Genomic DNA, 20,779 nt, shown 5'->3' with positions numbered 1-20,779 from the left:
CGCGCCGGCCCGTCCGCGTCCCGCCGTGCCTGCCAAAGTTGATCTCTGAGGGGATTCCATGAACACGCCGTCGTCACGCGAGGACCGCATCCGCTCCCTGCCGGAGCACGTGCGGGAACGGCTTCGCAGCCGACTGGCTGGGCGTGCGCGTCCGCGGAACCAGATCGTTCCGGCGCCACGTGACCGGGACCTTCCCCTGTCCTCGGCGCAACAGCGGCTGTGGTTCCTGAACGAGTTGGAACGGGGGAGTCCCGAGTACAACTCGGGACTGGTCCTGCGACTGCGCGGTTCCCTGGACGTCGATTCCCTCCGCGTCGCCCTCACCCGTGTCGTGGCCCGGCACGAGGCTCTGCGGACCACCTTCGACACCCTCGACGGCGAGGGTGTCCAGCGCATCCAGCCGGCGGCCGATGTCCCGTTGGTCGTCCACGAGCTGCTCGCCGGGCTCGACCACGGTGATGGGGCCAGCCGGGGAACCCATCACGAGGGGCAGGGAGGTACCGCGCCCGAACTGGACCGGCTGCTGCGTGGGGAGCTCGCCCGTCCGTTCGACCTCGGCAACGGGCCACTCCTCAGAGCAACGCTCGTGCGCGAGGCGCCGGAGGACCACGTCCTGCTGGTGGCGATGCACCACATCGTCACCGACGGTGCCTCCACGGAGATCCTGACGAGGGAACTGGCGGCCTTCTACGAGGAGGCGACGGGTGGGCCACGGGCGGATCTGCCCGAACTTCCCGTCCAGTACGCGGACTACGCGGTGTGGCAGCGGGAGCAACTGTCCGGGCAGGCACTCGAGAGTCAACTCGACTACTGGCGCCGGCACCTCGCGGATGTCACTCCGCTGGAGCTTCCCACCGATCGCCCACGTCCCTCGATCCGCGGCTCGGCCGGAGCACTGCACTCCTTCTCGGTCCCGGCCGACCTCGCCGCCGCGCTCGGTTCCCTCGGTCGTGCGCGGGGAACGAGCCTGTTCATGACGTTGACGGCGATCACCAAGTTGCTGTTCGCCCGGTACAGCGGGCAGAGGGACATCGCCCTGGGCACGGCGACGTCCGGTCGGGAACGGGCAGAGCTCGAGGGACTGGTCGGGTTCTTCGTCAACACGGTCGTCCTGCGGTCTCGGCTCAACGACGACCGTTCCTTCGCGGAGTTCCTGGACGAGGTCAGGGAGGACGTACTCCGAGCCTTCGCGAATCAGGAGGTTCCGTTCGCGAGGCTGGTGGAGGAGCTCGCACCGGAGCGGGACCAGAGTCGTACCCCCTTGGTGCAGGCGATGGTGGTGCTGCAGAACGCGGCTCCTCCCTTTGACGGGACCTCGGGCGGTGTACGTTTCGAGGAGGTGCCCGTACCCAGGGACGTGTCCGCTTTCGAGTTGACCCTCCAGTTCCAGGAGCAGGCCGGTGGTGTGCTGGCTGGTGCGGTGGAGTTCAACACCGACCTGTTCGACCCCGAGACCATCCAGCGGATGGTCGAGCACTGGATCGTGCTGGCCCGGCAGGTCGTGACCACTCCTGACCGTCGTCTTGGCGAGCTGGACCTGGTGGTCGGGGCCGAACGGGAACGGGTGCTGGTCGGGTTCAACCGGACCGACCCGGTCACGGTGCCCGAGGCCTCGATCGGGGCGGGGTTCGCCCGGCAGGCCGAGCGCACCCCGGACGCGTTGGCGGTCACCGCCGGCGGGGTGGATGTCTCCTACGCCGCGTTGGCGGTGCGGGTGGCGGGCCTGGTGGCGGGGTTGCGGGCCCGGGGGGTGACTGCCGAGTCCCGGGTGGTGGTGATGCTGCCCCGCACCCTGGACCTGGTGGCGGCGTTGGTGGCGGTACCGGCCGCGGGTGGGGTGTGCGTGCCGGTGGATCCGGCGTACCCGGTCGAGCGGGTCGGGTTCATGGTCACCGACAGCAGGGCCGTGCTGGTGGTCACCGATACCGAGCATGAGCACCTGGTCCCGGCCGGGGCCGCGGTGTGGACCGTGGATCAGGGCCGTGCTGGGGAGGTCGTGGAGCCGGGCCAGGCGGTCCGGTCGCTGGTCGAGGTCACGGCTCCGGTGACACCCGACCGGGCTGCCTACGTGATCTACACGTCCGGGTCCACCGGCCGTCCCAAGGGCGTGATCGGTACCCACCGGGGGTTGATGACCCGGTGGGCCTGGTTCACACAGGCCTACCCCGAGCAGCGGGGTGTGCCCGTGCTCGCGCGGGGATCGGTGTCATTCCTGGACTCGGCCACCGAGATCCTGGGCACCCTGCTCGAGGGTGGTCAGGTCGTGCTGGCCGATGAGACCGAGATGAAGGACCCGGTCGGGTTGGTCGGGTTGGTCCGGGCCCACCGGGTGGAACGGGTCACGATGGTGCCCAGCCTGCTCGCGGTGGTGCTGGACGTCATCGCCGCTGACCCGGAAGCCGTCGCGTCGGTGTCCTGTTGGGTCTCCAGCGGGGAACCCCTGCCCGCTACCGTGGCCACTCGTTTCGCTGCCCTGCTGCCCGGTGCCCGGTTGCTCAACCTCTACGGGGCGTCCGAGGTGGCCGCGGACAGCCTGGCCCAGGAGGTCACCGGGCTTCCGGTGCTGGTGGGTACCCCGATCAGCGGGACCCGGGTCCACATCCTCGATGCCGGTCTGCGTCCGGTGCCGGTGGGGGTCCCTGGTGAGGTGTACGTGGCCGGTGCTGGTCTGGCCCGGGGCTATATCGACCGGCCGGGGGTGACCGCGCACCGGTTCGTGGCCGATCCGTTCTCCCGGGCAGGGGACCGGTTGTACCGGACCGGGGACGTGGCCCGGTGGGACCGGTGGGGGCGGGTGGAGCACCTGGGGCGGTCGGACGCGCAGGTGGTGCTGCGGGGTTTCCGGATCGAGTTGGGGGAGATCGAGGCGGTGTTGCGGTCCTGCCCCGGGGTGGAGCAGGCGGTGGTGGTGGTGCACACCGATACCACGGGGACGGATCGGATCGTGGGGTATGTGACCGGTGCGGTCACCGGTGCCGGGGTGCGGGAGTTCGTCGGGGGTCGGGTACCGGAGTACATGGTGCCTTCGGTGGTGATGGTGGTGCCGGTGTGGCCGGTGACGGCGTCGGGGAAGGTGGATCGGGCGGGGTTGCCCGAACCGGTGTGGGAGTCGGGGGTGGGGTATGTGGGTCCCCGGTCGGTGGTCGAGGCCCGGTTGTGCCAGGTGTGGCAGGAGGTGCTGGGACTGGACCGGGTCGGGGTCCACGACGACTTCTTCACCCTGGGTGGGCACTCGCTGATCGCTACCCGCCTGGTCGCCCGGATCCGGGCGGTGCTGGGCGTGGTGGTCTCGGTGCGGGAGGTGTTCACCGCCCCGACAGTGGCTGGTCTGGCCGTGCGGGTGGTACGGGCCCGGCAGCGGCGGCTCCCGCCGATCACCCCCGTGGTGCGGGAGGGGCAGTGGGTGCCGTTGTCCTCGGCCCAGCAGCGGTTGTGGTTCCTGCACGAGTTCGACCCGACCGGGGTGGAGTACCACACCGGGTTCGGGTTGCGGTTGGTCGGGCCGGTGGATCTGGGGGCGGTGCGGGCGGCGGTGGCCGGGGTGGTGACCCGGCACGGGGTGTTGCGGTCGGTGTTCGACACCGTGGACGGGCAGGGAGTGCAGCGGGTGGTGCCGGTGGAGGAGGCGCCGGTCGTGGTGGGGTGGGTGGATGTCTCGGGTGCGGTGGATCCGGGGGCGGAGCGGGATCGGGTGGTCGCGGATGTGGTGGGGCAACCGTTCGATCTGCGGTCGGGTCCGGTGGTGCGGGTGGTGGTGGTGCGGGAGTCACCGGAGTCGCATGTGCTGGTGTGGGTGATGCACCACCTGGTGACGGATGGGTGGTCGATGGGTGTGGTGGTGCGGGAGTTCGGGGAGGGGTACGCGGCGGCGGTCGCGGGTGGCGCGGGGTCGTGGTCGGAGTTGCCGGTGGGGTATGCGGATTTCGCGGTGTGGCAGCGGGAGTTGTTCTCGGGTGAGGTGTTGGCGGGGCAGGTGGGGTACTGGCGGGAGCGGTTGGCTGGTGTTCCGGTGTTGGAGTTGCCCACCGACCACCCACGACCCCCCGTCCGAACGGGAGCCGGCGCGACCCGCACCTTCACCGTTCCCGCTGGCCTGGCCGCTCGGCTGCGTGACACCGGTCGGGAGACGAACTCCACGCTGTTCATGGCGTTGACGGCGGTGACGCAGCTGTTGTTGTCCCGGTACAGCGGTCAGGACGATGTCGTGCTGGGCACGGCGGTGTCGGGGCGGGAGCAGAGCGCGCAGGTGGAGGACCTGGTCGGGTTCTTCGTGAACACCCTCGTCCTCCGCACCAGCGTCGACGAGACCGCCTCCTTCTCCACGCTGCTCTCGCAGGTGCGCCAGACCACCCTGGACGCGTTCGCGCACCAGGACGTCCCGTTCAGCCGCCTGATCGAAGAACTGTCCCCCGCGCGCGACACCAGCCGCACCCCGCTGGTGCAGGTCATGCTCATCCTCCAGAGCGACTGGGTGAGTCCTCCCCAACTCCCCGGGCTGGAGGTCACCGAGTTCGACCTCCCCAGGGAAGCCGCCCAGTTCGACCTCACCCTGCACGTGAGGGACGGGGCGGGCGGGATGCTGGTCGCGATCGAGTACAGCACCGACCTCTTCGACGCGGAGACCGTCGACCGCCTCGGACGTCACTGGATCCGGCTGGCCGAGGCGGTGACCGCCAACCCCCACGGTCCGTTGTCCGAGCTGAGCCACCTGACCCCCGCCGAGCAGCAGAGGCTGCTCGGGGAATGGGGCACGGCCCCGACCTCCTCCCCGGACATCGAACCGCGACTCACCGGAACCGATCTGGTGTCATGGGTGGAGCAGCAGTCCCGGCGGACCCCGGACGCGGTCGCGGTCACCGACGGCCGTGGGACCCTCACCTACCGGCAACTGAGCGAGGCGTCCTGCCGGCTGGCCGGGTGGTTGCGGTCCCGGGGGATCGGTGTGGAATCCCGGGTCGGGATCCGGCTGCCCCGCACCACCGACCTGCTGGTGGCCCTGCTGGGTGTGTTGCGGTCGGCGGCGGCCTACGTGCCGCTGGACCCCGCCTACCCGGCCGAGCGGATCGCGTTCATGGCGGCCGACAGCTCGCTCGAGCTCGTGTTGACCACCACCGCCCTGGCGGGGACCAGCCCGGGCGGCGTCGAGGCGGTGGCCGTGGACAGCGCCGAGTTCGACCACGAACTGCACCAGGTCAGTGACCACGGTCCGTGGCCGGCCCCGGCGTCGGCGGCGGCTTATGTCATCTACACCTCCGGATCCACCGGCCGGCCGAAGGGCGTGGTGGTCGACCGGGCCGCGATGTCGGGACTGGTGTCCTGGGCCGTCGACCGGTTCGGTTCGGGCGGTCTGTCCCACGTGTGGGGCTCGACCTCGGTCAACTTCGACGTGTCGCTGTTCGAACTGTTCCCACCCCTGTGCGTGGGCGGTGCCATCGACCTGGTGGCCGACGTGCTCGCGGTGGCGGACCGGCCCTGTCCGGGAGGTCTGCTGTCCGGCGTGCCCTCGGCGGTGGCGGGCCTACTCGAATCCGAGGCCGCCGCCCTGCGGCCCGCCCGCGTGGTCCTGGCCGGTGAGGCTCTGCCGTTGTCGGTGGTGGAACGGGTGCGGGAGGTGTGGCCCGAGGCCGAGATCGCCAACATCTACGGGCCCACCGAGGCCACCGTGTACGCGGTCGGCTGGTTCGACGGGGTCGACAACGGCCCTGTCCCGGTCACGGTGTCCGGGTCGGCGCCCATCGGCCGGCCACTGTCCGGCATCGACGTGCGGGTCCTGGACCGGTGGCTGCGGCCGGTCCCACCGGGGGTGGCCGGCGAGTTGTACCTCGGGGGGCCGCGGGTCGCTCGGGGTTACGCGGGCCGGCCGGGGTTGACCGGGCAGCGCTTCGTGGCCGACCCGTTCTCCGGCACCGGCGGGCGCGTGTACCGGACCGGGGACGTGGTGCGGTGGTTGCCGGGCGGGATGCTCGAGTTCGTGGGCCGAGCCGACGACCAGGTGAAATTGCGGGGTTACCGGATCGAACCAGGTGAGGTCGAGTCGGTGTTGGCCGAGTCGGATGTGGTGGCTCGGGCGGTGGTGGCGGTGCGTTCCGAGGGGGTGGGCGCCCGGTTGGTGGCCTACGTGGTGCCGGTCGCCGGTGCGCGGGTGGACGTGGCGGTGCTGCGCGAACGCGTGCGCTCGCGGGTACCGGAGTACATGGTGCCGCAGGCAGTGGTGGTGTTGTCGGAGCTGCCGTTGAACACCAGCGGCAAGTTGGACCGGGCGGCGTTGCCGGTGCCGGATGTGGTGTCGGGGGCGGGGTACGTGGCGCCGACGACGGAGGCCGAGAAGGCCCTGTGCGAGGTGTGGGCGGAGTTGTTGGGTGTGGACCAGGTCGGAGTCCACGACAACTTCTTCGACCTGGGCGGCAACTCGATCCTGAGCCTTCGGGCTACCTGGCGGCTGCGGTCGACGTTGGGGCAGGAACTGGCACCCCGCCACCTGTTCGACCACCCCACCGTGGCTGGCCTGATCGCCGCCCTCGACCGGGCCAGTCATCCCCTGGCGGACCGCACCCCGATCACGCCGGTGCCGCGGGACGGCGGGCCGCTTCCGCTTTCCTACGCCCAGCAGCGGCTGTGGTTCATGTCCGAGGTCATGCCGGAGGGTGCCGAGTACACCCTCGCCGCGGGTCTACGGCTGCACGGCGACCTCGACCAGCCTGCGTTGCGGGAGGCGTTGGCGGGACTGGTGGCCAGGCACGAGACGCTTCGCACGACCTTCACCGAAGTGGACGGCAGCGCCGTGCAGCACGTGCACGACGACCTGCCCGTGCCCGTGCGGGTAGTCGACGGCGGTGCTGCGGACGGGGGGATCGACGACCTCCTGCGGGAGGAGCTGACCAGGCCCTTCGATCTCCGCACCGGGCCGCTGGTGCGTGTCCTGCTGGTCCGCCAGGCGGTGGACCGGCACGTCCTGGTGCTGTCGATGCACCACATCGTCACCGACGGCTGGTCGATGGGAGTGATCACCCGGGAACTGAGCGAACTGTACTCAGCCGCGACCCGGGGAACCCCGGTCCCGCTCCCCGAACTGCCGGTGCAGTACGCGGACTACGCGGTGTGGCAGCGGGAGCGGTTGTCCGGCGAGAGCGCGGGGCGGCACCTGGACTACTGGCGTGACCGTCTCAGCGGCGTGGCTCCACTGGAACTCCCCACCGACCGCCCTCGACCGGTGGTCCGCACCACGACTGGCGCGGTGCACCTCTTCGAGGTCCCGGTGGACGTGGTCGATGAACTGCGGGCACTGGGGCAGGACCGGTCGACCAGCCTGTTCATGACCCTGACCGCCGTCACGCAGTTGTTGTTCGCGCGGTACAGCGGCCAGCGCGACGTCGCGGTCGGTACCGCCACCTCGGGTCGGGAACCCGAGGTGGACGACCTCGTCGGCCTCTTCGTCAACACGCTGGTCCTCCGGTCGGACGTCGCGGACCACAAGACCTTCACCGGTTTCCTCGCCGAAGTGCGGGAGACGGTGCTGGAGGCCTTCGCGCACGAGGACGTGCCGTTCGAACGCATCGTCGACGCGGTCGCGCCGGAGCGGGACCAGAGCCGCATGCCGCTGGCCCAGGCCATGGTGGTGCTGCAGAACGCTCCCACCGGGCGGTTCGACTTCCCCCGGCTCCACGTCGAGACCTTCGACCTCCCGAGGAAGGCGGCGCAGTACGACCTGATGCTCCAGTTCCAGGAGCAGGCCGGTGGTGTGCTGGCTGGTGCGGTGGAGTTCAACACCGACCTGTTCGACCCCGAGACCATCCAGCGGATGGTCGAGCACTGGATCGTGCTGGCCCGGCAGGTCGTGACCACTCCTGACCGTCGTCTTGGCGAGCTGGACCTGGTGGTCGGGGCCGAACGGGAACGGGTGCTGGTCGGGTTCAACCGGACCGACCCGGTCACGGTGCCCGAGGCCTCGATCGGGGCGGGGTTCGCCCGGCAGGCCGAGCGCACCCCGGACGCGTTGGCGGTCACCGCCGGCGGGGTGGATGTCTCCTACGCCGCGTTGGCGGTGCGGGTGGCGGGCCTGGTGGCGGGGTTGCGGGCCCGGGGGGTGACTGCCGAGTCCCGGGTGGTGGTGATGCTGCCCCGCACCCTGGACCTGGTGGCGGCGTTGGTGGCGGTACCGGCCGCGGGTGGGGTGTGCGTGCCGGTGGATCCGGCGTACCCGGTCGAGCGGGTCGGGTTCATGGTCACCGACAGCAGGGCCGTGCTGGTGGTCACCGATACCGAGCATGAGCACCTGGTCCCGGCCGGGGCCGCGGTGTGGACCGTGGATCAGGGCCGTGCTGGGGAGGTCGTGGAGCCGGGCCAGGCGGTCCGGTCGCTGGTCGAGGTCACGGCTCCGGTGACACCCGACCGGGCTGCCTACGTGATCTACACGTCCGGGTCCACCGGCCGTCCCAAGGGCGTGATCGGTACCCACCGGGGGTTGATGACCCGGTGGGCCTGGTTCACACAGGCCTACCCCGAGCAGCGGGGTGTGCCCGTGCTCGCGCGGGGATCGGTGTCATTCCTGGACTCGGCCACCGAGATCCTGGGCACCCTGCTCGAGGGTGGTCAGGTCGTGCTGGCCGATGAGACCGAGATGAAGGACCCGGTCGGGTTGGTCGGGTTGGTCCGGGCCCACCGGGTGGAACGGGTCACGATGGTGCCCAGCCTGCTCGCGGTGGTGCTGGACGTCATCGCCGCTGACCCGGAAGCCGTCGCGTCGGTGTCCTGTTGGGTCTCCAGCGGGGAACCCCTGCCCGCTACCGTGGCCACTCGTTTCGCTGCCCTGCTGCCCGGTGCCCGGTTGCTCAACCTCTACGGGGCGTCCGAGGTGGCCGCGGACAGCCTGGCCCAGGAGGTCACCGGGCTTCCGGTGCTGGTGGGTACCCCGATCAGCGGGACCCGGGTCCACATCCTCGATGCCGGTCTGCGTCCGGTGCCGGTGGGGGTCCCTGGTGAGGTGTACGTGGCCGGTGCTGGTCTGGCCCGGGGCTATATCGACCGGCCGGGGGTGACCGCGCACCGGTTCGTGGCCGATCCGTTCTCCCGGGCAGGGGACCGGTTGTACCGGACCGGGGACGTGGCCCGGTGGGACCGGTGGGGGCGGGTGGAGCACCTGGGGCGGTCGGACGCGCAGGTGGTGCTGCGGGGTTTCCGGATCGAGTTGGGGGAGATCGAGGCGGTGTTGCGGTCCTGCCCCGGGGTGGAGCAGGCGGTGGTGGTGGTGCACACCGATACCACGGGGACGGATCGGATCGTGGGGTATGTGACCGGTGCGGTCACCGGTGCCGGGGTGCGGGAGTTCGTCGGGGGTCGGGTACCGGAGTACATGGTGCCTTCGGTGGTGATGGTGGTGCCGGTGTGGCCGGTGACGGCGTCGGGGAAGGTGGATCGGGCGGGGTTGCCCGAACCGGTGTGGGAGTCGGGGGTGGGGTATGTGGGTCCCCGGTCGGTGGTCGAGGCCCGGTTGTGCCAGGTGTGGCAGGAGGTGCTGGGACTGGACCGGGTCGGGGTCCACGACGACTTCTTCACCCTCGGCGGCGACTCCATCCTGAGCCTCAAGGTCACCTCCCGCGCCAGGGCCGCGTTCGGTGTTGATCTCACCGCGCGGACGCTGTTCGACCGACCGACGGTCGCCGCCCTCGCCGTGGAGATCGGCGACCGGCGGAACGAGCCCGGCACCACGCTCTCCGGCCCGGTACCGGTGCGTCGTGACGTGCCGCAGCCGCTCTCCTTCGCCCAGCAGCGGTTGTGGTTCCTGCACGAGTTCGACCCGCAGGGCGTCGAGTACAACCTGTCGGTCGGACTGCGGCTCACCGGGAACCTGGAGCGTGCCGCGCTCGCAACGGCCCTGACGGCGCTGGTGGCGAGGCACGAATCCCTCCGGACGACCTTCGACACGCACGACGGCGAGGCGGTGCAGGTCGTGCACCCACCAGCCAACGTGGTGGTTCGGCAGGTCGATCTCCGCCCCGCCGCCGGGGGCGGCCGGCCGTCGAGGGGGGCGGACGGTGCCGCGCAGGACGCCCACGCGGAACTGCGCCGGCTGCTGCATGTCGAGAGGTCCACTCCCTTCGACATGCGCACCGGCCCGCTGCTACGGGTGTTGCTGATCCGCGAGGACGACAACTCCCACGTGCTGGTGCTGTCGATGCACCACATCGTCACCGACGGCTGGTCCATGGGTCTGATCGCCGACGAACTCACCGAGCTGTACGGCGCGGCGGTGCGCGGCGTCGCGCCGGAACTCGCCGACCCCGTCATCCAGTACGTCGACTTCGCGGTCTGGCAGCGGGAACGGCTCGCCGGGACCGCGTTGGCGTCCCAGATCGATTACTGGCGCGACAGGCTGGCTGGCCTTCCTCCGCTCGAGTTGCCCACCGATCGGCCTCGACCGGCCGTTCGGACGTCGGCCGGTGCGCGGCGGCGGTTCGTGGTTCCGCGTGAGGTGACCACCTGGCTGCGGACGTTCGGACGCGAGCACGACGCCAGCCTCTTCATGACGCTCACCGCGTTCGTCCAGCTGCTGCTGTCCCGGTACAGCGGTCAGCACGACCTCGCGGTGGGCACGACGGTGTCCGGACGGGACCGGGCCGCCGAGGTGGAGAAGCTGGTCGGGTTCTTCGTCAACACCCTGGTCCTGCGCTCGACGGTGGAGCCTGCGAAGCCCTTCGCCGACCACCTCCGGCAGGTGCGGGAGACGGTGCTCGACGGCTTCGAGCACCAGGACGTTCCGTTCAGCCGGTTGATCGACGAGCTGGCCCCGGCGCGGGACACCAGCCGCACCCCGCTGGTGCAGGCCATGGTGACCTTGCAGAACGCTCCTCGCGGCGCACTCGAGCTCCAGGGTCTTCGCGTCGAGGAGGTGGAGCTGCCGCACGAGAGCGCTCAGTTCGACCTGACCCTGCTGTTCCAGGAGCAGCACGACGGGACGCTGTCGGGCGAGATCGAGTACAGCACCGACCTGTTCGATCCGGAGACCATCGAGCGGTTCACCCGTCACTTCGCGGTCCTGGTCGACGCGGTGCGGCGGGATCCACGGCAGCCGTTGCGCGCGCTCGACATCCTTGACTCCTCGGAGCGGGAGTTGGTGGTGCGGGGGTGGAACGACACCGAGCTGGCGGTGCCCCCGGTGTCGGTGGCCGGGTTGGTCTCCGCGCAGGCGGCACGGACACCGGAAGCGGTGGCGGTGGTCGACACCGAGGGCGCGGTGACCTACGCGGAGCTGGAGGAACGGTCAGCGCGGTTGGCCGGGTACCTGGCGGCACGGGGTGTGGGTGTGGAGTCCCGGGTCGGGATCTGCCTGTCCCGGTCGGTGGAGCTGGTGGTGGCGTTGATAGCGGTGGCGCGTGCCGGTGGCGTGTACGTCCCGGTCGACCCCGAACACCCGACCGAGCGCATCGCCTACGTGCTGACCGACAGCGGAGCTGCCCTGACCATCACCGAGCAGGGCCTGGCACGCCACGTTCCCGATTCGGTTCCCGCGGTGTGCGTGGACGACCCGGCGATCCAGGAGGTCATCGAACGCTGCGACCCGGCCCTGGTGGTGTTCACCTGCCCCGAGCAGGCGTTGTACGTGCTCTACACCTCCGGGTCCACCGGCCGCCCCAAAGGCGTGGTCGTCTCCCACGGCAACCTGGTCACCTTCCTGACCACCATGACCACCCGGGTCGGGATCACCCCGTCCGACCGGTGGTTGGCGGTGACCACGATCTCCTTCGACATCGCCGGCCTGGAACTGTTCCTCCCCCTGCTGCACGGCGCCCGGGTGGTCCTGGCCACCCGGGAGGAGGTCACCGACCCCGCCGCGGTCACCCGCCTGGTCACCGACCACGGGATCACCCTGCTGCAGGCCACCCCGACCTGGTGGCGGTCGGTGCTGGCCGAGACCGGTACCGCCCTGTCCGGGGTGCGGATGCTCGTGGGGGGCGAGGCCCTGCCCGTCGAGGTGGCGGCCACGATGACCGGGGTCGCCGGCCCGGCTGGGGTGCTCAACCTGTACGGGCCGACCGAGACCACGGTGTGGTCCACCACCGCGGTGGTGGACGGTGCCGGGCCGGTGGTGATCGGCACACCGGTGGGCGGCACCCGGGTGTATGTCCTGGACGCCGGGTTGCGCCCGGTACCGCCGGGGGTGCCCGGGGAGCTCTACATCGCTGGTGCCGGGGTGGCTCGGGGATATGCGGGGCGTGCGGGGTTGACCGCGTCCCGGTTCGTGGCCGATCCGTTCTCGCTGGTGGGTGGGCGGGTGTACCGGACCGGGGACGTGGTGCGGTGGTCCCGGTCGGGTGTGTTGGAGTTCGTGGGCCGGGCTGATGACCAGGTGAAGGTGCGGGGGCATCGGATCGAGCCGGCGGAGATCGAGGCGGTGCTGGCCGGGGTCGCGGGGGTGGCCTCGGCGGTGGTGGTGGTGCGGGCTGACGGGGGTGGTGTGGACCGGTTGGTGGCTTATGTGGTGCCCGCTGGTGGGGCGGAGGTGGACGTGGTGGGGGTGCGTGCGTCGGTGGGGCGGGTGTTGCCGGAGTACATGGTGCCCTCGGTTGTGGTGGTGGTGGAGTCGTTGCCGGTGACCGGGAACGGCAAGGTGGACCGGCGGGCGTTACCGGCACCGGAGTTCACCGGGGAAGGGGAGGGCGAACCTCCTCGCGGTGCTGTGGAACGGGCCCTGGCCGAGGTCTTCACCGAGGTGCTCGGCGTGCTGGAGGTGGGACGGGGGCAAGACTTCTTCGCCCTGGGTGGGCATTCGTTGTTGGCGACCCGTCTGACCAGTCGGGTGCGGTCGGTGTTGTCGGTGGAGTTGCCGGTGCGGGCGGTGTTCGAGCACCCCACCGTGGCCGGGTTGGCCGAGGTCGTGGCCGGTCTCGGGGAGGTAGCCCAACCCCCACTGCTGCCCCGTGCCGACTCCGAGGCGGTGGTGCCCTTGTCCCCGGCCCAGCAGCGCCTGTGGTTCGTGGCCGGGTTCACCCCCGACAGCGTCGAGTACGTCCTGGCCACCGGTCTGCACCTGCGAGGCCCCCTCGACACCAGCGTCCTGCGTGCCGCGTTCGGTGTGGTCAGCCAGCGGCATGAGGTGCTGCGGGGCACCCTCGAACCCGGCGACGGCGCCGGGCAGACCCGGATCCACCCCCACCTGCCGGTGGGCGTGCGGGAGGTCACCGCCACCGGTGGGGAGGTCGACCAGGTGCTGCGGGCCGAGACCAGCGCCCCGTGGGAGTTGACCACCGGGCCGTTGTGGCGGGTCCTGTTGGTCCATACCGGTCCCGACGAGCACGTGTTGATGGTCTCGATGCACCACATCATCGGGGATGCCTGGTCGATGGGGGTGCTGGTCCGGGAGGTCCTGACCGCCTACACGGCCCTGCTCGCTGGTGAGGAGCCGGTGTTGCCGGTGTTGCCGGTGCAGTACCCGGACTGGGTGTTGTGGCAGCGGGAGTGGTTGAGCCCGGTTCGGGTGGAGGCCGGGGTGGACTACTGGCGGGAGCGGTTGGCGGGGGTGGCGCCGGTGGAGTTGCCCACCGACCGTCCCCGGCCGCCGGTGCGGGACACCGCTGGGGCGGTGACCGAGTTCGTGGTGCCCGAGCCGGTGGTGGCGGGGTTGCGGGCGGTGGGCCGGGAGTGTTCGGCGACGGTGTTCATGGTGTTGACGGCGGTGACGCAGGTGGTGTTGTCCCGGTGGTCGGGGCAGGACGATGTGGTGGTGGGCACGGTGACCTCGGGTCGGGACCGGGCCGAGGTGGCGGATCTGGTCGGGTTCTTCGTGAACACCGTGGCGTTGCGGTCGCGGGTGGATGAGCGGGAATCGTTCGTGGAGTTCCTGGCGGGGGTGCGGGATGGGGTGGTGGAGGCGTTCGCGTGGGACTGGGTGCCGTTCGATCGGGTGATCGAGGCGGTGGCTCCGGTGCGGGATGCCTCGCGGACGCCGGTGGTGCAGGTGGTGGTGGTGTTGCAGAACGCGGTGGGGGAGTGGGATGCGGGGGTGCCGGGGGTGGTGGTGTCGGATCGGGTGGTGCCCCGGCAGGCGGCGCAGTTCGATCTGGCGGTGCATTTCCGGGAGCGTTCGGTGGAGGCGGGTGGTGGTCTGGTGGGGACGGTGGAGTACGGGACGGCGTTGTTCGATGCGGGCACGGTGGAGCGGTTCGGGCGGTGGTGGGGGGAGTTGGCCGAGCGGGTGGTCGGGGCCGCTGACCGCCCCCTCCGCGACATCCCCCACCTGACCGAGGACGACCACGACCTGGTCCTGCGCTCCTGGAGTGAACCCGCTTCCGTGCCCGCTGGCCGACGCCGCGAGATCGGTCGCCTGGGGCAACCAGGAATGCCGAATTCCTCAGCCGATCTGGTGTCCTGGGTGGACGAGCAGGCCCGGCGGACTCCGGACGCGGTCGCCGTCACCGACGGCCGGAACACCCTGACCTACCAGGAACTCACCGACCGCTCCGCGCGACTGGCCGGCTGGCTCCGGTCCCAGGGCGTCGGCGTGGAGTCCCGGGTCGGGATCCGGCTGCCCCGCACCACGGATCTGCTGGTCGCTCTGCTGGCGGTACTGCGCGCCGGAGCCGCCTACGTTCCGCTGGACCCGGCTTACCCGGCCGAACGGGTCAGCTTCATAACCACCGACAGCGACCTGGAACTCGTGCTGAGCACCACCGAACTCGCCGACACCAACCCGGCCGGCATCGACACCGTCACCCTCGACGGAGCTGAGTTCGGCCACGTCCTGGACCAGGTCCGGGAGACGGGTCCCTGGCCGGTGCCGAGCCGGGCGGCGGCCTACCTGATCTACACCTCCGGATCCACCGGACGCCCCAAGGGCGTCGTGATCGACCGCGCGTCGATGTCGGAGCTGGTGTCCTGGGCCATCGACCACTACGGCCACGACGGCCTGCACAGGGTGATCGGATCGACCTCGGTCAACTTCGACGTGTCGGTGTTCGAGCTGTGGCCAGCCCTGTGCGTGGGCGGTGTCATCGAGCTGGTCCCAGACGTGCTGGCGGTGGCCGGCCAGTCGGGTTCGGCCTCGTTGCTCTCCGGGGTGCCCTCGGCGGTGGCCGGATTGCTGGACAGCGGCGCCGTCACCGAGCTGGCCCCTGAACGAGTGGTCTTCGCCGGTGAGGCCCTGCCGGTTTCCCTGCTGGAACGGGTGCGTCGAGTGTGGCCGTCAGCGGGGATCGCCAACATCTACGGGCCGACCGAGGCCACCGTGTACGCCCTGGGCTGGTTCGACGGCACCGACCGGGGCCCCGGGTGGGGGACGGTGTCGGGGTCGGTGCCGATCGGTCGGCCACTGCCCGGCATCCGGGCGCGGGTGCTGGACCGCTGGCTGCGCCCGGTTCCGGTCGGGGTGGCGGGGGAGTTGTACCTGGGCGGCACCCGGGTGGCTCGAGGGTACGCGGGCCGGCCGGGGCTGACCGGGCAGCGGTTCGTCGCCGACCCGTTCGCGACCACGGGCGGGCGGATGTACCGGACCGGGGACGTGGTGCGGTGGCTGCCTGGTGGGTTGGTGGAGTTCGTGGGGCGGGCTGATGACCAGGTGAAGGTGCGGGGTTTCCGGATCGAGCCGGGTGAGGTCGAGTCGGTGCTCACCGAGACGGGGGTGGTGGCTCGGGCTGCGGTGGTGCTGCGGTCCGAGGGCGTGGGCGAGCGGTTGGTGGCGTACGTGGTGCCGACGGCGGGGCAGACCGTGGACGGGGAGTGGCTGCGGGGGTGGGTGCGGTCACGGGTGCCCGAGTACATGGTGCCGTCGGCGGTGGTGGTGCTGCCGGAGCTGCCGTTGAACGCCAACGGGAAGTTGGACCGGGCCGCGTTGCCGGCGCCGGAGGCGGTGTCGGGCGTGGAGTACGTGGCGCCGTCGACGGCCGTGGAGAGAACCCTGTGCGAGTGTTGGGGAGAGCTGTTGGGGGTGGACCAGGTCGGGATCCACGACAACTTCTTCGACCTCGGCGGCGACTCCATCAGCAGCCTGCGCGTCCTGTGGCGACTGCGGTCCGACCTCGGTGCCGAACTGTCCCCGAGGGTGCTGTTCGACCACCCGACGGTGGCGGAACTGGCCGAGCACGTCGACCGCCCCGTCGACGCCCCCGACGAGACGATCCCGGGCCGCGCCGCGCTCCCGCCGCCGATCACACCGGCGGAGCGCGACGCCGACGCACCCCTTCCCCTTTCCTACGCGCAACAGCGGCTCTGGTTCCTCGACGACTTCGCCCCCGGCGGCACCGAGCACAACGTGGTCGGTGGGCTGCGGCTCGTGGGGCGACTCGACGTCGACGCGTTGCGCGGCGCGCTCACCGGACTGGTGACCCGGCACGAGTCGCTGCGCACCACCTTCGACTCGGCGGACGGGCACGGTGTGCAACGAGTCCACCCGCCGGCCGACCTGCCGATCCGCGTGGTCGACCTGTCGTCGGTGGACGCCGCCCGGCGGTCCGCGGAGCTGGACGGGCTGCTGGGTGTCGAGTCGACGACTCCGTTCTCACTGGGCACCGGGCCCCTGCTGCGGGTCCTGCTCGTCAGGGAGGCCAGTGACAGCCACGTCCTGGTGTTGGCGATGCACCACATCGTCACCGACGGTTGGTCCCTGGGCGTGATCACCAGGGACCTCACGGAGCTGTACCGGGCCGCCGTCGAGGGCACCCGGCCGGCGCTGCGACCGCTCCCGATCCAGTACGCCGATTTCGCCGTCTGGCAACGGAGCCACGCGGAGCGGCCGGGGACCGAGGCGCGGATCGACTACTGGCGTCGCCAGCTGGCGGGAGTGGAACCCCTCGAACTGCCCACCGACCGGCCCCGGCCGGCCGTGCGGACCTCCTCGGGAGGTGTGCGGGCGTTCACCGTGCCAGCCGAACTCCTCGACCGCCTTCGGGCCGTCGGATCCGAGGCGGACGCGAGCCTGTTCATGACGCTGACCGCCATCACCCAGTTGTTGCTGGCCCGGTACAGCGGCCAGTCCGACATCGCCGTGGGAACGGCGGTGTCGGGCCGGGAACGTGCCGAACTCGCCGACCTGGTCGGGTTCTTCGTCAACACGGTCGTACTGCGCACCAGGATCGACGAGACCGCGTCCTTCGCCGAACTGTTGGCGGGGGTGCGGGAGACGGTGCTGGACGCCTTCGCGCACCAGGACGTCCCCTTCAGCCAGCTGATCGACGAGTTGGCGCCCGAACGGGACACCAGCCGGACACCGCTGGTGCAGGCGATGGTGGTGCTGCAGAACACCCCGGACGAGACCTTCGACCTGCCCGGTATCCGGGTGGAGGGAGTCCCGGTCGGCCGGGAGGCCGCCCAGTTCGAACTGACACTCAGCTTCGCCGAGCAGGACGGGGCTCTTTCCGCGGGTGTCGAGTACAACAGTGACCTGTTCGACGCGGGGACCATCGACCGGTTGGTCTCCCACTGGCTGGCGTTGGCGGACCGGGTCAGCTCCGGCCCCGATCGTCGCCTGACCGAGGTACCCCTGTTGACGGCGGGGGAGCACCGTCGGACGGTGGTGGACTGGAACCACACCGACCGGCCCGACCTGCTGGGGCCCACCGTCGTGGAGGCGGTGGAACGCCAGGTCGCCGCCACCCCTGACGCCGTCGCCGTCGACGCCGGAGGGTCCACCCTCACCTACCGGGAACTGGACGTCGCGGCGAACCGGCTCGCCCACCACCTGGTCGACCTCGGCGTCGGCCACGAATCGCCGGTCGCCGTCAAGGTCACCCGATCGACGAACCTGGTGGTCGCGCTGCTCGCGGTGCTGAAGGCCGGCGGGGTCTACGTGCCAGTCGACCCCGAGTACCCGGTCGAACGCACCGCCTTCATGATCGACGACAGCGGAGTCGAGGTCGCGGTTACCGAACGTCCCCTGGCCGTCGGCCTGCCCGGACACGTGACGATCCTCGCCGTGGACGACCCCGGGACGGCTGAGGTCATCGCAACGCGACCCGACTCCGCCCCCACCCGGCCGGCCACCCACCCCGACACCGCCGCCTACGTCGTCTACACGTCGGGGTCCACCGGCCGCCCGAAGGGCGTCGTGGTCCCCCACCGCGGGATCCTCGGCATGGCGACGGCGCACGTGGAGGCCCTCGGCCTGGGGCCCACCAGCCGTGTCCTCCAGTTCGTCTCCCCGAGCTTCGACGTCTCCGTCGCCGACATCACCATGGCGCTCGTCAGCGGGGGAACGACCGTACTCCCACCGCCGGGACACCTGGTCGGCGCCGAGTTCCTCCAACTGCTGCGTGACCTGCGGGTCACCCACGCCATGTTGCCGCCCGTCGTGATGGGAACGGTGACCGACGTCGACCTGCCCGAACTACGCGGCGTCGTGGCGGGCGGGGACACGCCACCGCCGGAGGTGGTCCGCAGGTGGGCACCGGGACGTCTGCTGCTCAACGGCTACGGCCCGACCGAGACCACCGTCTGCGCCACCATGAGCGGCCCGGTCGCGTCCGATCTCAACGGAGTACCACCGATCGGGGGGCCGATCGCCAACACGCGCGTCCACGTGCTCGACGATCGGCTCCGTCCGGTCGCCGTCGGCGTCCCCGGTGAGCTCTACGTCGCCGGGGCCGGACTGGCCAGGGGCTACGCGCACCGCCCCGGGCTGACCGCCGAACGGTTCGTCGCCAACCCCTTCGACGCCGGGGGCGGGCGGATGTACCGGACCGGTGACCTGGTGCGCTGGCTGCCGGACGGCCAACTCGACTTCCTCGGCCGGGTCGACAACCAGATCAAGATCCGCGGTGTCCGCATCGAACCGGGCGAAATCGAGAACGTGCTCGCCCAGGACCCGGCCGTCGCCCAGGCCGCCGTCATCGCGCGTGAGGACCAGCCCGGTTCCCGGCGGCTCGTCGCCTACCTCGTCCCGGAGCCGAAGGCGGAGGTCGAGGTCGACGCCGTGCGGGAACGGGCCAGGACGACGCTCCCGGCGCACATGGTTCCGGCGGCGTTCGTGGTGCTCGACGCCCTGCCGCTGACGGTGAACGCGAAGCTGGACCGCGAGGCGTTGCCGCTCCCTGACCAGGACCGTCGTTCGACGTACGTACCGCCTGCCAACGATATCCAAAAGTCGTTGTGCGCGGTCTGGGCCGACGTGTTGGGTGTGGACCGGGTAGGGGTGGCCGACAACTTCTTCGACCTGGGTGGGGATTCGATCCTGAGCATTCAGCTGGTGTCACGGGCACGCCGGGAGGGACTGGCGTTCACCTCCCGCGACCTCTTCCTGCATCCGACCGTCGCCGCGCTGGCGGAGGGGCTGGCCGGGTCCGGCTCGGCCTCGACGCTCGACGCGGACCAGGGCGTCGTGACCGGTGCGGTCGCCACCACCGCCATCCAGCGCTGGTTCTTCGACACCCATCCCGTCGCCCCGCACCACTTCACCATGTCGGTGTCCTTCGACGTCGTCCCCGACGTGGACGTCCCGGCGCTGCGCGCGGCCGTGGCCGGCCTGTTGACCCAGCACGACGCCCTCCGCATGGTCTTCGAACCCGACGGCGACGGCCAGTGGAGGGGAACGGTCACCGACCGGACCCAGCTGGACGCCGTGTTCAGCCACCACGACCTGCGAGGGACCTCCGACGTCGAGACGGCCTGGGCAGAGGTTGTCACTCGCGCCCAGTCCGGGCTGGACCTTCGAGGAGGTCCACTGCTGCGAGCCGTCCTCGCCCACACCGATGACGGCGACCCGCGGCTGTTGCTGACCGCCCACCACCTCGTCGTCGACGGCGTGTCGTGGCGCATCCTGCTGGCCGACCTGGCCACCGCCTACGACCAGGCGAGGAACCGCCAGGCCGTGGACCTGGGCGTCAAGACCAGCCCCTTCCCGGTCTGGGCCCGCCGCATGGTCGACCACGTCGAGGGCGGCGGTTTCGACGACGAACTCGACTACTGGAACTCGCTCGTCGAGGACGTGGAGGTCGAGCTGCCCCTCGACAGGCCGACGGGTGGGAACACCGTCGCCGACCGCGCCACGCTGTCGGCCTCACTCGGGGAGGACGACACCCGCGCGTTGGTCCACCGCGTGCCTGGTGCGTTCCGAACCCAGGTCGGCGACGTCCTCCTCACCGGACTCTCCGCCGTCCTGTGCCGTTGGGCAGGGCGGGACCGGGTCGCGATCAGCCTGGAAGGGCACGGCCGCGAGGAACTCTTCGACGACGTCGACGTCACCAGGACAGTCGGCTGGTTCACCTCGATGTACCCGGTGGCGCTGCGGCTCCCGGCGGACGGCGACTGGGCCACCACGCTGCGCGCCGCCAGGAAACAGCTGCGGGCCGTCCCTCGGCGCGGAGTTGGCTACGGACCGCTGCGGTACCTCGCCGCGGCCGACTCGACCCGTAACGCGCTCGCGGCGGCCCCCGAGCCCCTGGTGAGTTTCAACTACCTCGGTCAGGCCGGGTCGGACGCCTCCGACGCCGAAGCGACCCTCTACCGGGCACAGCGGTGGTGGACCGGCCAAGACCATGCACCGGACGAACGTCGCAGCCACCTGCTGGACGTCATCGCGTTCATGCGGAACGGCCAGTTGACCTTCGACTGGCACTACTCGGCGGCAGTGCACGACGAGGCCACCGTGCGACGGCTCGCCGAGGACTGCGTGGAAGGCCTGCGGGTTCTGGTCGCGAGCGCGACCCGAGGAAAGAGCGGGTCGTGATCTCCGAGTGAGGGGAGGCCCGGCCGGCAAACGGACCGGCCGGGCGGATGAGGTGCCGGTGCCACGCCGGCGGACCGGTGTCCCGGCCCGCCCGCGTCTCCGCGCGTGGTCGACCTGGCGTCGCTGAGCGGC

General features: G+C 71.1%; 1 protein-coding gene. It reads left to right on the top strand.

All coding sequences use genetic code 11. The features are described from left to right. The first annotated feature begins 58 nt into the window (after window positions 1-58). Window positions 59-20,647 (top strand): non-ribosomal peptide synthetase, encoded by a 20,589-nt coding sequence (locus tag C1701_RS25485; RefSeq protein ID WP_103056782.1) that lies wholly within the window; start codon window positions 59-61, stop codon window positions 20,645-20,647. Window positions 20,648-20,779: the final 132 nt, after the last annotated feature.

Source organism: Actinoalloteichus sp. AHMU CJ021 (genome assembly GCF_002895405.1).
GTDB classification, from domain to species: domain Bacteria; phylum Actinomycetota; class Actinomycetes; order Mycobacteriales; family Pseudonocardiaceae; genus Actinoalloteichus_B; species Actinoalloteichus_B caeruleus.
This window is presented reverse-complemented; position numbering and strand designations above follow the sequence as displayed.

What these genes read in the sequence shown, in the direction of transcription:
- C1701_RS25485 (WP_103056782.1), top strand. Translation starts at nt 59, where the DNA reads ATGAACACGCCGTCGTCACGCGAGGACCGCATCCGCTCCCTGCCGGAG.